Below are 14,288 nucleotides of genomic sequence, written 5' to 3' on the forward strand. Positions count from 1 at the left end.
AAGGGATGTTTTATGAATAAAACTAAAAAAACCAAAATTTTAATAATTGGATCTGGGCCTGCTGGGTATACAGCCGCACTATATGCAGCTCGTGCTAATCTTGACCCTATCATTATTACCGGACTAAATCAAGGCGGTCAATTAATGAATACAACAGAAATAGAAAATTGGCCTACTACGTATAGTAACATTAGTGGGTCTGATCTTATGGAACTTTTTCTAAGTAATGTTAAGAAATTTAATACAGAAATAATTATAGATAATATTATAAATGCCAATCTAAAAAAAAGACCATTTATACTTACTGGAGATAGTGGAACTGATTACATCTGCGAATCAGTTATTATAGCTACTGGATCATCTCCAAAGAAATTGGGCCTTGACTCTGAGGAAGAATTTCTAGGCAAGGGAGTATCTTATTGTGCTACTTGTGACGGGATGTTTTACAAAGACAAAAATGTAGTAGTAATTGGAGGCGGAAATACAGCTATAGAAGATGCATTGTATTTGTCCAATATATGCCGGAATGTAACATTAGTACACAGACACGATAAGTTCAGAGCTGAACCAATACTACTAGATAGAATTAATAACAAGGTGTCAAAGAACATAATTTCTATTAGAACATTCTATACCATTAACAAAATAGAGGGAACTGAAGATAAATTAACAAATATAGTTCTTCTTAGCTCTAAAAATAATTCATTAGAAAATATTGCAACGGACGGAGTATTTATCGCTATAGGTCATAATCCTAATACAAATATATTTAATGATTTAATGAAAACAAAAGAAGGATATATTATTACTCGGAAGGACGATAAGAATTTTCAAACGATGACTTCTATAGAAGGAATATTTGCAGCAGGAGATGTACAGGACAACATATACAGGCAAGCTATAACCAGTTCTGGAACGGGTTGCATGGCTGCTCTAGATGCTCAAAGATGGCTTGAGAAAAATGATGTCTAAATATATAAAACTATCGACTGTTCAAAATCATTACAAGTTTCATAAAAAAATGAATGCTACTAACGATGAATTTCAAGTTGCTAAAAATTTTAAAGAAATTACTAAGATAAGAAATTGTAATGTATTTGTAGAAACAAAAATACAAGATTATTTGAAATTTGAAGATAATAATAAATCGCAATCTAATCATAAAAATACTTGTTTTTATAATTATGATATAATCGACGGCGAATTATCTGATGAGTTATCAGTAGACCATCTTTTATCTGATAGCGGCAGATCTTACACAAGACCAAATTTAAATCAAAATATAGTAAGATTCTTAAGGAATGGAAAATGGAAGATAGAAGCTAAACTTGATTTGCATAATCTATGCATAGAAAGAGCTAGATCATCGTTTATAAGCTTCATGAATCGCTGTATAGAAAACGGTATTAGATGTGTTTGTATTATTCATGGCAAAGGATATGGATCTTCTCCAGAGAGCGGGCCAGTACTGAAAGGTAAAGTGCGCTCTTGGTTAGTTCAAACAAAAGAAATTCGAGCATTTTCTGAGGCGGCAGAACGTAATGGTGGATCTGGTGCTTTGATTGTGCTTTTGCGTAAAATTAAAAATGAAAGTTGATATAATGAAATTCACTTACTTAACTATAGCGATAATAACCGAACTATTTGCAACAGTAGCATTGAAAAATTCTATTGGTTTTACTCGCCTATGGCCATCATTGTTCACATGTTTTTTCTACATAGTTTCTACGTATTTTTTATCTTTAACATTAGAAGAAATACCTGTAGGTATTGCTTATGCAATATGGTGTGGCGTTGGAATTATACTAGTATCTTTAATAGGAGTTTTTTTCTTTAAACAAACATTAGACACTCCAGCTATAATAGGGATAGTTTTAATTGTATTAGGGGTGGTTATAATGAATGTTTTCTCTAAGGTTAATATAGAAGACTAGAAAAATTTCATTTCCATACTAACCTTAGTCTTAAAAATTACTAGTATTATCACATTATGAGTCTATTATATAACTATATGACCGGTAACTAAATAGTAAATGGCCACAGCCGCACCAATCATAGCTATAATAAAAACTAACCATTCTAATTTATTAAAAACTTTTTTGGATTGCTCTGATTTGGTCATTACAAATAAAGCTGTTCCCGGACCATACAAAACAGAAGATAGCAGCAAGTATTTTAGACCACCTGCGTATAGTAGCCACGTGGCGAAAATAGTCGCCATAAAACCACAGAACAAATCGAATGTTCTCTGTTTTTTCTCTGAAATGCTATAAGACTCTCCTGTGGTCGCTAGCTTAAGACCATAAGCTGCTACTAATAAATATGGTATTAGATTCATAGAACTAGTTAATTCTATAGCCAGGGTAAATGCTTCTCTTGCAAGCATCGTAACTATTAAAAAAACCTGTATAGTTATATTAGTCATCCATAGTGATGCAGATGGGACGTTGTTCTCATTTTCTTTTTTTAAAAACGCAGGCATAGTTCCTGACACTGCGGCTGTATATAAAACCTCAGCTGCAAGAAGTGACCAAGAAAGATAAGCTCCTAAAACAGCAACTAAAAGTCCAATTCCTATAAGGACAGCTCCCCATTCACCGACAACAGCCTGTAAAACACCTGCCATTGATGGATTACGTAATGAAGCTAAATCAGATCTTTCCATAACACCATATGATAATATGGTAATTAGGACTAGTAGTAATAAAACACCAAGAAAACCCAATAAGGTAGCCACACCAACATCTTTTCTATTTTTAGCATAACGAGAATAAACACTAGCTCCTTCTATACCCAAGAATACAAAAACAGTTATTAACATGGTTCCACGAACCTGTTCAAAAATACTGCTTAAACTAAAGGCTCCTCCGCCCCACATATTATTAATAAAGATTTCTGATCTAAAACCAAAACATACTAAAACTATGAATATAACTATTGGAATAAGCTTAGATATAGTAACTATATTGTTAATAAAGTCAGCCTCTTTTATTCCACGCAATACTAAAAAATGGAATGACCACAGTATACTAGAAGACAAAATAACAGCTGCTAGTGTAGTACCATCACCAAAAATGGAAAAAACAGAGCCTATTGTTGAGTTTATTATTAACAAATAAGTTACATTTCCCAAACAAGTTCCAGCCCAATACCCTAACGCAGAAGAAAATCCTAAGTAATCACCAAATCCAGCCTGAGCATAAGCATGAACACCAGAGTCTATGTTCGGTTTTCTGCAAGACAACGACTGAAATACAAATGCTAACATCAACATCCCAAGCCCTGAAATAGTCCAAGCTACCAAAGCGCCAAACACTCCAGTAACTTGGGCAAAGTTTTGAGGCAAAGAAAAAATCCCAGCTCCAATCATAGAACCAACGACCATAGCGGTTAAGGTCATGACAGAAAGTTTCTGGGTATTGGAATTACTCATATAAACACTCCGCGTATAACAATATTCTTATTAATAATCACACTCATAATATACAATATACAAATCTTGCTAATTAATCCTATTATAATGTTCCTGTATATTATTGATTTATTATTCTATTAATAAATAAATATAAAAAATAATTTGTAACAATGTACAGAAGTGTATACCATTTAAATGCCCAAAATACCAGTTTTAACAAATTTTTATTAGATATCACAACCTTATAAAATACTAGGAGAATCAATGAGATTATGTTTAACCCATCATTAGATCAAGCAAGATATTTTTTCATAGAAGTATGGAATAAGCATAAGCTATCAAAAACTTTGACTCCAATAGAGAAGACAACAATAGCATGTATACTAGAGCACCCTCAATTCTACAAAGATCTTGACAATAAAGAATCGATAAAAAATAGTTATAATTCTAATTTCCCAGAATCTAATCCGTTTCTTCATTTATCAATGCACTTGGCAATATCTGAACAATTACTTATAGATCAGCCTTGTGGTATAAAAGCAGCTTATAACAAATTAATTACTAGTAACGATCCACATACTGCAATTCATAAAATAATAAAGTGCCTAACCTTAACAATACAATACAGTCAAACACATAGATTAGAATTGGATTCCAACAAATACATGAATCTGATTAAAGATCTAATATAAGATGCTAACTAAAAAATTCTTTTACTCTATCTGTCCAAGATTTGCTTTGTGGTGAATGATGCCCGCCTTCATCTCTTAAAGATTGCTCAAATTGTCGAAGAATATTTTTCTGCTCCTCTTTTAATTTAACAGGAATCTCTACAGCAACATGACAATATAAATCTCCATAATGAGAAGAGGAACGGACATTACGTATTCCCTTTCCTTTTAATCTAAAAGTCTTACCTGATTGAGTACCTTCTGGTATTGATATCTCTGCTTTACCATTTAATGTGGGAACTTGTATAGATCCACCTAAAGCAGCACAAGTAAATGGAATCGTTAATTCACAATGAAGGTCGTCGCCATCTCTCTTGAAAATCTTATGCGGCTTTATATGTATCTCGACATATAAATCACCTGGCTCTCCACCATTAATACCGATATCGCCATTCCCAGAAAGACGTATCCTCATTCCATCATCAATACCGACAGGAATTGACACTTGTAAAGTTTTATTACATCGTACTCTACCAACTCCTTTACAAGCGGAACAAGGATCTGTAATCTCTTCACCGCTACCATGACAAACGCTACATGTTTGCTGTACGCTAAAAAATCCCTGCTGCATACGTACAGAACCATTACCATTGCATGCTCTGCATTTCTTAATGCTAGAACCTTCTTTGACACGTTTCCCTTCACACTTTCCGCAAATATCCCAGCCTGGGATATTAATATCTGTATTTAATCCTGCAGATGCTTGTTCTAAAGTAATATCAAGCTTATATTTAAGATCTGAACCTCTATTCCTGCTATTACTACTCCCCCTCATCCCAGAGGACCCAAATATATCTCCGAATATATCTCCAAAAGCATCAGCGAATCCGCCGCTATTGCTATAAGCATGATTCATACTCTGCTGTTCTGACCAAGAATGACCAAAACGATCATATGCAGCACGTTTTTCTTTATCCTCTAAAACTTCATATGCCTCTTTAAGCTCCTTAAACTTTTCTTCGGCATCTTTATTGTTTGGGTTGCGGTCAGGATGGTATTTCATGGCTAACTTTCTGTATGCCTTTTTTATATCCTGATCAGATGCATCTCTTGTCACACCTAAAATATCATAAAAATCTTTTTTTGCCATATGTCTTTACAATATTTCTTACATAAGAAATATTCGGAAATTAATTAAAAATTAAAAAAGCCCGACAATTAAAACCAACTATCGGGCAACCAAATTCATACACAGAAAACTACTGATCTCGTTTTACTTCTTTAAAATCTGCGTCAACAACATCTTCATCTTTAGATGAATTATCATCTACATTTGTAGATTGCTGATTCTGAGCACCATCTTGCTGCATACTAGCATACATTTTCTCACTAAATTTTTGAGAAGCTGCAGCTAGAGCTGATATTTTTGATTCAATGACAGACTTATCAGAATCTTTCAACGCAACCTCTAGCTCTTTAATAGCGTTATCTATATTATCCTTTTCAGAAGCATCTATCTTGTCTCCATGATCATCTAATGCTTTTCTAGTGGAATGTATCAAGCTATCAGCCTGATTTCTAACTAAAGCTAATTCAGCAATACGATGATCCTCTTCAGCATTTATTTCTGCCTCTTTTATCATTTTTTGAATTTCCTGTTCGGATAATCCGGAATTAGCTTTTATCGTAATCTTATTTTCTTTTCCAGTGCCTTTATCTTTTGCTGAAACATGTAGAATACCATTAGCATCAATATCAAAAGTCACTTCTATCTGTGGTATACCTCTTGAAGACGGTGGAATACCCTCCAAATTGAACTCTCCAAGAGCTTTATTGCCAGAAGCTATTTCTCTTTCTCCTTGATAAACTTTTATTGTGACAGAAGGCTGGTTATCTTCAGCTGTAGAAAACACTTGAGAAAATCTTGTTGGGATAGTTGTATTTTTCTGTATCATTTTTGTCATAACCCCACCAAGAGTCTCTATGCCAAGAGATAGCGGCGTAACATCAAGCAATAAAACATCCTTACGCTCTCCAGATAATACAGCCCCTTGTATAGCAGCACCAGCAGCAACTGCCTCATCAGGATTTACATCCTTTCTAGGATCTTTGCCAAAAAACTCTTTAACTTTATCTTGAACCTTAGGCATGCGAGTCATTCCGCCAACCAAGATCACGTCATCTATATCTGAAGTTGATATACCAGCATCTTTAATTGCTGTTTTACAAGGATCTATTGTTCTATTTATCAAGTCTTCTACTAAAGACTCCAGCTTAGAACGAGAAACCTTCATGTTTAAATGCTTAGGACCTGAAGAATCAGCGGTTATATATGGTAAATTAATCTCTGTTTGTTGTGATGAAGACAGCTCTATCTTACATTTTTCGGCAGCTTCCTTGAGTCTCTGTAGAGCAAGAATATCTTGAGACAAATCTAATCCTTGATCCTTTTTAAACTCGCCTATTATATACTGTATAATTCGTTGGTCAAAATCTTCACCTCCTAAAAATGTATCTCCATTAGTAGAAAGAACTTCGAATTGTTTGTCACCATCTATCTCAGCTATTTCAATTACCGATACATCAAAAGTACCACCGCCGAGATCATACACTACTATTTTTCTATCAGATTTCTCAGATTTATCTAAACCAAAAGCCAATGCCGCTGCAGTTGGCTCATTTATGATTCTCTTAACATTAAGCCCAGCTATTCTCCCAGCATCCTTTGTAGCCTGTCTCTGACTGTCGTTAAAATATGCTGGCACTGTTATAACAGCATCCGTTACTTCTTCACCCAAATAATCTTCTGCTGTCTTTTTCATTTTACGCAATATTTCAGCAGAAACTTGCGGAGGAGCTATTTTGTTGCCCCTAACATCTATCCAAGCATCATCATTATCAGCCTTAACTATAGAGTAAGGCATAAGATCTATATCTTTCTGCACCTCTTTTTCAGAGAATTTGCGTCCAATTAAGCGCTTGCTAGCATAAATAGTATTCTTAGAGTTTGTAACAGCCTGTCTTTTTGCAGAAGTCCCAACCAGAACCTCTCCATCTTCCATGTATGCTACTATCGAAGGAGTTGTTCTAGCTCCTTCAGAATTTTCTATAATTCTTATCTGGCTACCATCCATAACAGCAACGCAGCTATTAGTAGTACCAAGATCGATACCAATAGTTTTTCCCATAATATACTTGCCTTAATAAATTGTATAATGTAAATAATTTCTCTTTAACATAATATTGGGGTCTAACAAATGCTTTTCAAGACCACTAATAATAAACATTGATATTATTCGGTATCTGTATTTCCGGCAGACACAACCACTAAAGCTGGCCTCAAAATCCGATCGGAAAGAGTGTATCCTTTCTGTAACAATTCCAAAACAGTGTTTGCTTGTTTGTCAGATTTAATTGATGAGATGGCTTGGTGTATTTTAGGATCAAACTTATCACCAACTAATGGATTAATTTCTTTTAGGAAATTTCTTTCAAAAACAGCCTCAAGTTGCTTTAAAGTTATCTCCACACCTTCTATTAAAGAATCAATTGTCTGGTTTGATTGCAGTAATGCAGCCTCCAAACTATCCTTTACTGGTACTAAACCTTCAGCAAATGATTCAATACCAAATTTTCTAACCTTGGAAATATCATCATTGGAACGCCTCTTAATATTTTCAATTTCGGCATAGCTACGTAGAATTTTCTCATTCTGTTCTTTTATAGTTAAATTAGCATCTTCTAACTTTTTACTAAGATCAGCGATATCTTCAATAATATTTTCTGAGCTAGTTTCCTTTGTCTCTTGAGAAACCATTTCATCAGGAATATTTATGTCTGTCATTGTGAACTCCTTAATAATCTTGTTTGTAAATAACTAAAAGTTAAAGCATATTATATAAATAAATCAAAATAAATTATCACCAGTTATGTAAATTTAATCTTACCATTTCTGATAATTTATTTATCCAGAAAGAATTATCATTTAAAGAAGGGATCATGTTAAATTCTTTACCGCCAGAATCTATAAATAATTGACGATAGATACAATTGACTTCCTCAAGGGTTTCCAAACAATCAGCAACAAAACCAGGGCATATAATATCAACCCTTGACAATCCATCTTTAGCTAAACACTTTAATCTATCTGAAGTATAAGGACTAAGCCATCTAGAATAGCCAAAACGGCTCTGAAATGTCATCTCAATTTGACTTTCATTAATATCCAATTTCTTTTTCAATTCTAAATATGTTTCCAAACAATCACTGTAATAAGGGTCTCCAAGCGTTACTGAGCTACATGGTATTCCATGAAAACTAACAATTAACATTTCTGACTTGCCTTTCTCTTTCCAAAAATTATTAATGCTATTAACTAAAGAGTCTATGTAAAAACTAGCAGTATTAAATCTCTTCAAAAAACGAAACTCAGGTATATTTCTAAGTCTTGTTAAATAATTAGTAACAAGACTTATAGAACTACCTGTAGTACTAGAAGAGTACTGTGGGTACAATGGAATTATTAATATTCTTGAACATTTTTTATCACTAATTAATGAATTAATAGCACTTTTTATGGAAGGATCTCCATATCTCATACCAAGTTCAATTTCAATACTAAGACCACTATCTTCTATGATTTTTTTAAGCTTTATAACCTGATTGTTGCTATAAACAAGCATAGGTGATCCATCTTTAGTCCATATTTCCTTATAAAGATTCTTTAGCTTGAATGGTCTGAATACTAATATAAAACAGTACAAAATAGGAATCCAAAAATACCTTGATATTTCAATAACTCTATTATCTGATAAAAATTCTCTTAGGTAACGACGAATATCACCTATGCAGAATGTTTTAGGTGTGCCTAGATTTACTAATAAAACACCGACAATATTTTTATTATTTGTATTTTTTAATCTCACATTATCACTATCTATTAATATTTTTTCACTTTTATCTCTCCTATTAGAAAAAAAGCTAAAAATCATGAAATCCTCCATTATTAACAATTCTATTTAATTAATTTAATAACATTTAAGGTATTAATGAAAAAGTAATATCTATCACAGAATAAATAAACGATAATATCTAGTTATGTGTTAATAATAAAAAAACAAGAAAACAAAATCACATATATCCATATTGGTCAGAACTATTTTAAAAAATGATAGAATAAAACATATGATTTGTAATACTTACTAAGATTTATATATAAGATATATTCGACGATGCAGTATGGCTTTAAGTGATATTTAAAATTAACGAAAGACAATATATGAATTTCCCAATAATTGCTCTAATAGGCAGATACCAAGATGCTAGGCTAGATGAACCTCTAAGAGCTATAGCCGAAATGCTTTCAAGGACAGGTAGAAAAGTAATTATAGAATCTGCTACCGCATCTAATACTAATATATATGACTACACAGTAGCCAACATTGATACTATAGGAAAAACAGCATCTCTGGCAATAGTAACAGGAGGTGATGGAACAGTGCTAGGAGCAGCAAGATATTTATCGCCTTACAGTTTGCCTATTTTAGGAATAAATCATGGCAGATTAGGATTTATTGCTGATATTTCTATCGATGAAACATATAATGCATTAATTAATGTAATGGATGGGTTTTATACTTTAGAAGAAAGATTAGTAATAGAAGGTAGCATATGTCGAGATAACAAAAAGATGTACTCAGATTTTGCTCTAAATGATATTGTTATACACCGCGCTGGCATCGGTGGAATGATAGAAGTCAAAGTAGAACTTAATGATGTTTTTATGTATACAATAAGATCAGATGGTTTAATAGTAGCAACACCAACTGGTTCAACAGCATATGCTCTAGCTTCAAATGGTCCTATTATACATCCTAAACTTAATGCAATAGTTCTAGTACCAATAGCACCTCAAACTCTATCTAATAGACCCATAGTAGTACCCTCTAGTGGTTCTCTAACAATGACACTACTGACAGTTGGTAGAAAAGAAATAGAGGCAAATGTACACTTTGATATGCAAACATGGTCTGAATTGCAACCAGGTGATTGCATAAATATACAAAAGTCAAAACATGCTGCAAAATTCATCCATCCAAATGGATATAATTTTTTCTCCACCCTACGTAGAAAGCTTAATTGGAATGTTATGCCAAAATCACTGGACAATATTGAATAAGTATTATGTTAAAAACACTATTTATTAAAGATTTTATAATTGTGAAAGAAGTAGAAGTTCGTTTTGATAATGGCTTTGCAGTATTTTCTGGTGAGACGGGAGCGGGTAAATCTATCATTATAGATGCATTATCACTAGTACTAGGAAATAGACCGGAAACCACTGTATTAAGAGAAGGTGCTTCTTATACCGAGATCATAGCAGTATTCGATAACAATGATCAATCATCGTCATGGCTAGAGAAATATAATATAGATATTAAGCCAGAAATAACAATTAGAAGAATAATTGATAAACAATCACGCAGTAAAGGGTATATAAATAACTATAGATCCACGATGGCTAGTATTAGATCGATAGGGTCTATGCTTGTGAAAATATATAGTCAGTATGCCTATCAAGATTTACTTAATGCTGAATCACAACGCATAATCTTAGATTCCTACGGTGGGTACAAATTTTTAATACAACAAACTAAACATTACTGGGAGTTATGGCGATCCGCTAAGAAAAATTTAGAGAATTCTATACAACATGAATCTGATTTACAAAATGAATTAGAGCAATTACATTGGAAAACAAGTGAAATAGAGTTAATTAAATTCTCAGACAGTGATTTAGCTAGTATATATTCAGACTACAAGAAATTATCTAATATAGAGAGTATAGTCGAGACTTGTAACTCTATCGTTGAGCATCTTGATGGTAATCACGCATCAGCATATAGATTAACTAATAAAAGCATAAATTTACTTCAACAAATCATAGAGTCTGATCCATCACTTTTAAAAATATATGAAGAATTAATTTCAGCTCAAATAACTATAAAAGAAGTAGTATCTGATCTAAATAACTACATGAGTAAAATAGATATTGATCCTAATTATATTAAATTATTGGAATCTAAAATTTCTGATATAGAAACATTATCAAAGAAGCTAAAAACAAAACCTTGTGATATTAATAGTCTGTATGAAAAAATACAAATTAGGATTAATGAAATAAAAAACACAAATATCGATTTTTTAAAAAAACAAGAAAAATTAACTAAGGAGCAATACATAGATTATGCAACTAAGTTATCAGAGCAAAGGAAAAAAACTGCTATTGAATTAAGCAAAAAAGTCACGGATATAATAAAAACACTAGCTATGAATGACAAAATTTTTAAAATAGAGGTGACGAATGTAAACGAATCATCTTCTGGAATAGATGATGTGAGATTTCTAATTTATGATCAATTTTCTACTCCAAAGCCAATCATGAAAATAGCTTCCGGAGGAGAAATATCAAGAATTTACTTGTCAATATCTGTGACGACTAATTATAACAATACCCCTACTTTAGTATTTGATGAGATTGATAATGGCATAGGTGGGTCGGTGGCAGAAAACATAGGCAAACTTTTAAAAAAAATTAGCAAATCTCATCAGATATTAGTCATAACTCATTTGCCACAAGTAGCTTCATATGGCGATAATCATTTCCTAGTAACTAAGTATAAAGAAAATAGAGCAATTTTTTCAAGAATCAATTTACTATCAAGCAATGAAAGGACTAAAGAAATAGCAAGAATGCTGGGAGGTGCAAAAATAACAAATACAACTGTAATTCATGCAAAAGAAATGTTGGAAAATATTAAGAATTATAATTCTAGCGAGAATTAATATTAATCATGTTTAGTGGATTCTATAATAATAAAATATTATGAATTATATTTTTCTATACAGAACTTATGGTGGCTGATTTATGTATTCATATATTAAAGTTAGCAAATTTACATTTGCTTTAATAATAGTTGCATTAGCAAGTGGGTGCCAGTATAAAGGACCAAAATTACTATGTTTACCATATTCTGCAGATATAGACCAAGGAAGGGTAATTGATATAGAAAAGATCAAAATGCTTAGAGAAAACCTGACATCTGATCAGGTTAGAATATTACTTGGAAAACCAACAATTATTAAAGATGGTAATTGGGAATATTTCCACTATTGCTGTAAACCTAATGAAGAACCTAAGATCACAAAGCTTACATTAGAATTTGTAGAAAATAAACTGAAAATATGGTATAAAAAACCATAATTATCTTAAAAGTATTGAAGCAAATTATCAAAAACTGAGGAAATCTTATGCGTTTAGCTGTATCTGGATCCAGTGGAAGAATGGGATCATCTATAATTAAAACATTATTAAAAAATCCAGATTTACAACTGGTAACAGCTTTAGACTCTTCAAGTAGTAAATACTTGGGACAGAAGATAGAAGGATCTAATATTTCATTAACAGATGACTTAGATTCATTGAAAAATGCTGATTGTCTTATAGATTTTACTAGACCAGAAGGCACAATAAAAAATTTGTCATATTGTTTGAAATATAATGTAAATATGGTTATAGGCACCACTGGATTTAGCGAAGACGAGCTAAATCTAATAGAACAAGCATCAAAAAATATAGCCATAATACACGCCTCAAATACAAGTATTGGTGTAAATGCAACATTAAAGCTTATAGAATTAGCATCGAAAATATTAAAATCTGGCTATGATGTTGAGATATTTGAAGCTCACCATAGCGAGAAAGTTGACAGTCCATCTGGAACTTCTATTACAATGGGAGAGACTATAGCAAAAGCATGGGGAGTCTCTCTTCCTGAAGTTGCAACATGGGCAAGACATGGTCATACAGGACCTAGGAAACCAGGAACAATTGGCTTCTCAGTAATGAGAGGTGGTGATATTGTGGGAGATCATTCAGTTTATTTTTGTGGTCATGGAGAACGAATAGAAATTACTCATAGATCAAACAGTAGAGAGAATTATGTCAATGGAGCAATTCAAGCGGCGATTTTCCTTAAAAATAAGAAAAACGGCAAATTCACTATGAATGACGTATTGTCTCTGTGAAAAATATCATTTAATAGTAAACCTTGGGTTCAATTTCTAATATAACTCCGCTCTTGCAATAAACATCACTAGCAATTAATGCAGCAAGGTTCATAACATCATCAAATTTAGCTGAGCCTTGGTTTAATAAAATCAAGGCATTTTTATCATATACAGCAACTGAACCATATTTCTTACCTTTCCACCCACAGTTATCTATTAACCAACCAGCTGATAACTTGTAAGAATCTTCTCCTTGCTTCCAAAAAACTAAACTTGGAAAGAAATTAAGAGCATTTAGAAAAATTTCCTTTGTGACTATAGGATTTTTAAAAAAACTACCTACATTGCCAAATTCTTTAATATTTGGTAACTTTGATTTACGCATGCTACAGATTGTATCAATAAAGTCATTTATACTATCTGTATGCTCTGGTGTTTTAGATAAAAAATCATTTCGTTTGAAGTACTCTAAATTAGGATTCCATTTCCTTGACAAGAGAACACGTACTGACAAAATGATAAGATTTCTATTTAATTCTTGTTTAAAAATACTACTTCTGTATGAAAAAAAACATTCTTTGACTGGTATTTCTATTACTTTTCCGTCTGACAAACTCCATGCTACCACGCTATGGCAACAATTTGAAAACTCTACTCCATAAGCCCCTATATTTTGTACTGGAGCGGCTCCTACTGTACCAGGTATAAAAGCTAAATTTTCTAATCCATACCATCCTTTATTGATACAATACATTACAAAATCATGCCAAGATTCTCCAGCATAAGCTTCTATCAAAACGGTGTTTTCAAAATTAGAGATCATTCTAATACCTGAAAAATCAACTTTAATAACAAGTGAAGCTATATATTCTGGTAGAATTATATTACTACCACCTCCTATTACAATAGTATCTTTATAATCACTAAAAATATTAGTTGTGAATTTTAGATCTTTAAAGCTACGCACTATAAAAAAATGGTCTGTATAGGAGTTAAGTTTGAATGTATTAAAGTATTTAAGATTCTGATGTTTTAATTCTGATTTCATGTATTACACTATATAGATAAAATATTGTGTTTCACAATACAATTAATTGCTAATTATAACAAGATGATATCTTGTATAAGATGCT

14 protein-coding genes are annotated in these 14,288 nt (G+C 32.3%); 8 read left to right on the top strand and 6 right to left on the bottom strand.

Annotation, left to right across the window (positions count from 1 at the left end; all coding sequences use genetic code 11):
• The first annotated feature begins 12 nt into the window (after window positions 1-12).
• Genes trxB through ST1E_RS02690 form a run of 3 tightly spaced genes read left to right on the top strand, consistent with a single transcriptional unit; the run spans window position 13 to window position 1,934 of the window.
• The gene (gene trxB / locus ST1E_RS02680; protein WP_015389706.1) at window positions 13-972 is read left to right on the top strand and encodes a thioredoxin-disulfide reductase; all 960 of its coding nucleotides are present in this window, start codon (window positions 13-15) and stop codon (window positions 970-972) included.
• The gene (locus ST1E_RS02685) at window positions 962-1,597 is read left to right on the top strand and encodes a Smr/MutS family protein (protein WP_148283599.1); all 636 of its coding nucleotides are present in this window, start codon (window positions 962-964) and stop codon (window positions 1,595-1,597) included. The genes trxB and ST1E_RS02685 overlap by 11 nt, the downstream gene beginning before the upstream one ends.
• A 4-nt stretch (window positions 1,598-1,601) precedes the next feature.
• Window positions 1,602-1,934 (top strand): DMT family transporter, encoded by a 333-nt coding sequence (locus ST1E_RS02690; RefSeq protein ID WP_041186019.1) that lies wholly within the window; start codon window positions 1,602-1,604, stop codon window positions 1,932-1,934.
• Between the two features lie 65 nt (window positions 1,935-1,999).
• On the opposite strand, the gene ST1E_RS02695 is transcribed toward ST1E_RS02690, so the two are convergent.
• A complete protein-coding gene (locus tag ST1E_RS02695) occupies window positions 2,000-3,433 on the bottom strand; it encodes a basic amino acid/polyamine antiporter (RefSeq protein WP_015389709.1) in 1,434 nt (477 codons plus the stop codon).
• Window positions 3,434-3,687: 254 nt separating this feature from the next.
• Here ST1E_RS02695 and ST1E_RS02700 point away from each other — a divergent pair, with 254 nt between their 5' ends.
• Window positions 3,688-4,107, top strand: coding sequence for a DUF1841 family protein (locus ST1E_RS02700; protein WP_015389710.1), 420 nt, complete (start codon window positions 3,688-3,690; stop codon window positions 4,105-4,107).
• Window positions 4,108-4,111: 4 nt separating this feature from the next.
• Here the strand turns inward: ST1E_RS02700 and dnaJ are convergent, their stop codons facing one another.
• The 4 genes from dnaJ to hemH form a co-directional block, all read right to left on the bottom strand.
• Window positions 4,112-5,236: a molecular chaperone DnaJ gene (gene dnaJ / locus ST1E_RS02705; RefSeq protein WP_015389711.1), complete on the bottom strand. Its 1,125-nt coding sequence runs from the start codon at window positions 5,234-5,236 to the stop codon at window positions 4,112-4,114.
• 109 nt (window positions 5,237-5,345) lie between these two features.
• Complete coding sequence (gene dnaK, locus ST1E_RS02710; RefSeq protein ID WP_015389712.1) at window positions 5,346-7,274, bottom strand: molecular chaperone DnaK; 1,929 nt, start codon at window positions 7,272-7,274, stop codon at window positions 5,346-5,348.
• A gap of 104 nt (window positions 7,275-7,378) precedes the next feature.
• Complete coding sequence (gene grpE, locus ST1E_RS02715; RefSeq protein WP_407636389.1) at window positions 7,379-7,921, bottom strand: nucleotide exchange factor GrpE; 543 nt, start codon at window positions 7,919-7,921, stop codon at window positions 7,379-7,381.
• Between the two features lie 85 nt (window positions 7,922-8,006).
• On the bottom strand, window positions 8,007-9,077 hold the full coding sequence (hemH, locus tag ST1E_RS02720; protein ID WP_235043579.1) for a ferrochelatase: 1,071 nt from the start codon (window positions 9,075-9,077) through the stop codon (window positions 8,007-8,009).
• Window positions 9,078-9,364: 287 nt separating this feature from the next.
• On the opposite strand from hemH, the gene ST1E_RS02725 reads away from it, so the two are divergent.
• The 4 genes from ST1E_RS02725 to dapB all read left to right on the top strand — a co-directional run bounded on the left by ST1E_RS02725 (window position 9,365) and on the right by dapB (window position 13,173).
• The gene (locus ST1E_RS02725) at window positions 9,365-10,264 is read left to right on the top strand and encodes an NAD kinase (protein WP_015389715.1); all 900 of its coding nucleotides are present in this window, start codon (window positions 9,365-9,367) and stop codon (window positions 10,262-10,264) included.
• Between the two features lie 5 nt (window positions 10,265-10,269).
• On the top strand, window positions 10,270-11,931 hold the full coding sequence (gene recN / locus ST1E_RS02730; protein ID WP_015389716.1) for a DNA repair protein RecN: 1,662 nt from the start codon (window positions 10,270-10,272) through the stop codon (window positions 11,929-11,931).
• Between the two features lie 82 nt (window positions 11,932-12,013).
• Window positions 12,014-12,349, top strand: a complete 336-nt coding sequence (locus ST1E_RS02735) for an outer membrane protein assembly factor BamE (protein WP_015389717.1) — start codon at window positions 12,014-12,016, stop codon at window positions 12,347-12,349.
• Window positions 12,350-12,396: 47 nt separating this feature from the next.
• Complete coding sequence (gene dapB / locus ST1E_RS02740) at window positions 12,397-13,173, top strand: 4-hydroxy-tetrahydrodipicolinate reductase (protein ID WP_015389718.1); 777 nt, start codon at window positions 12,397-12,399, stop codon at window positions 13,171-13,173.
• A gap of 10 nt (window positions 13,174-13,183) precedes the next feature.
• On the opposite strand, the gene murB is transcribed toward dapB, so the two are convergent.
• Window positions 13,184-14,203 carry a UDP-N-acetylmuramate dehydrogenase gene (gene murB / locus ST1E_RS02745; RefSeq protein WP_015389719.1) on the bottom strand — a complete coding sequence of 340 codons (1,020 nt, stop codon included), beginning with the start codon at window positions 14,201-14,203 and terminating at the stop codon, window positions 13,184-13,186.
• Between the last annotated feature and the right edge of the window lie 85 nt (window positions 14,204-14,288).

The organism is Candidatus Kinetoplastibacterium galatii TCC219 (assembly GCF_000340905.1).
Classification (GTDB): Bacteria; Pseudomonadota; Gammaproteobacteria; order Burkholderiales; family Burkholderiaceae_B; genus Kinetoplastidibacterium; species Kinetoplastidibacterium galati.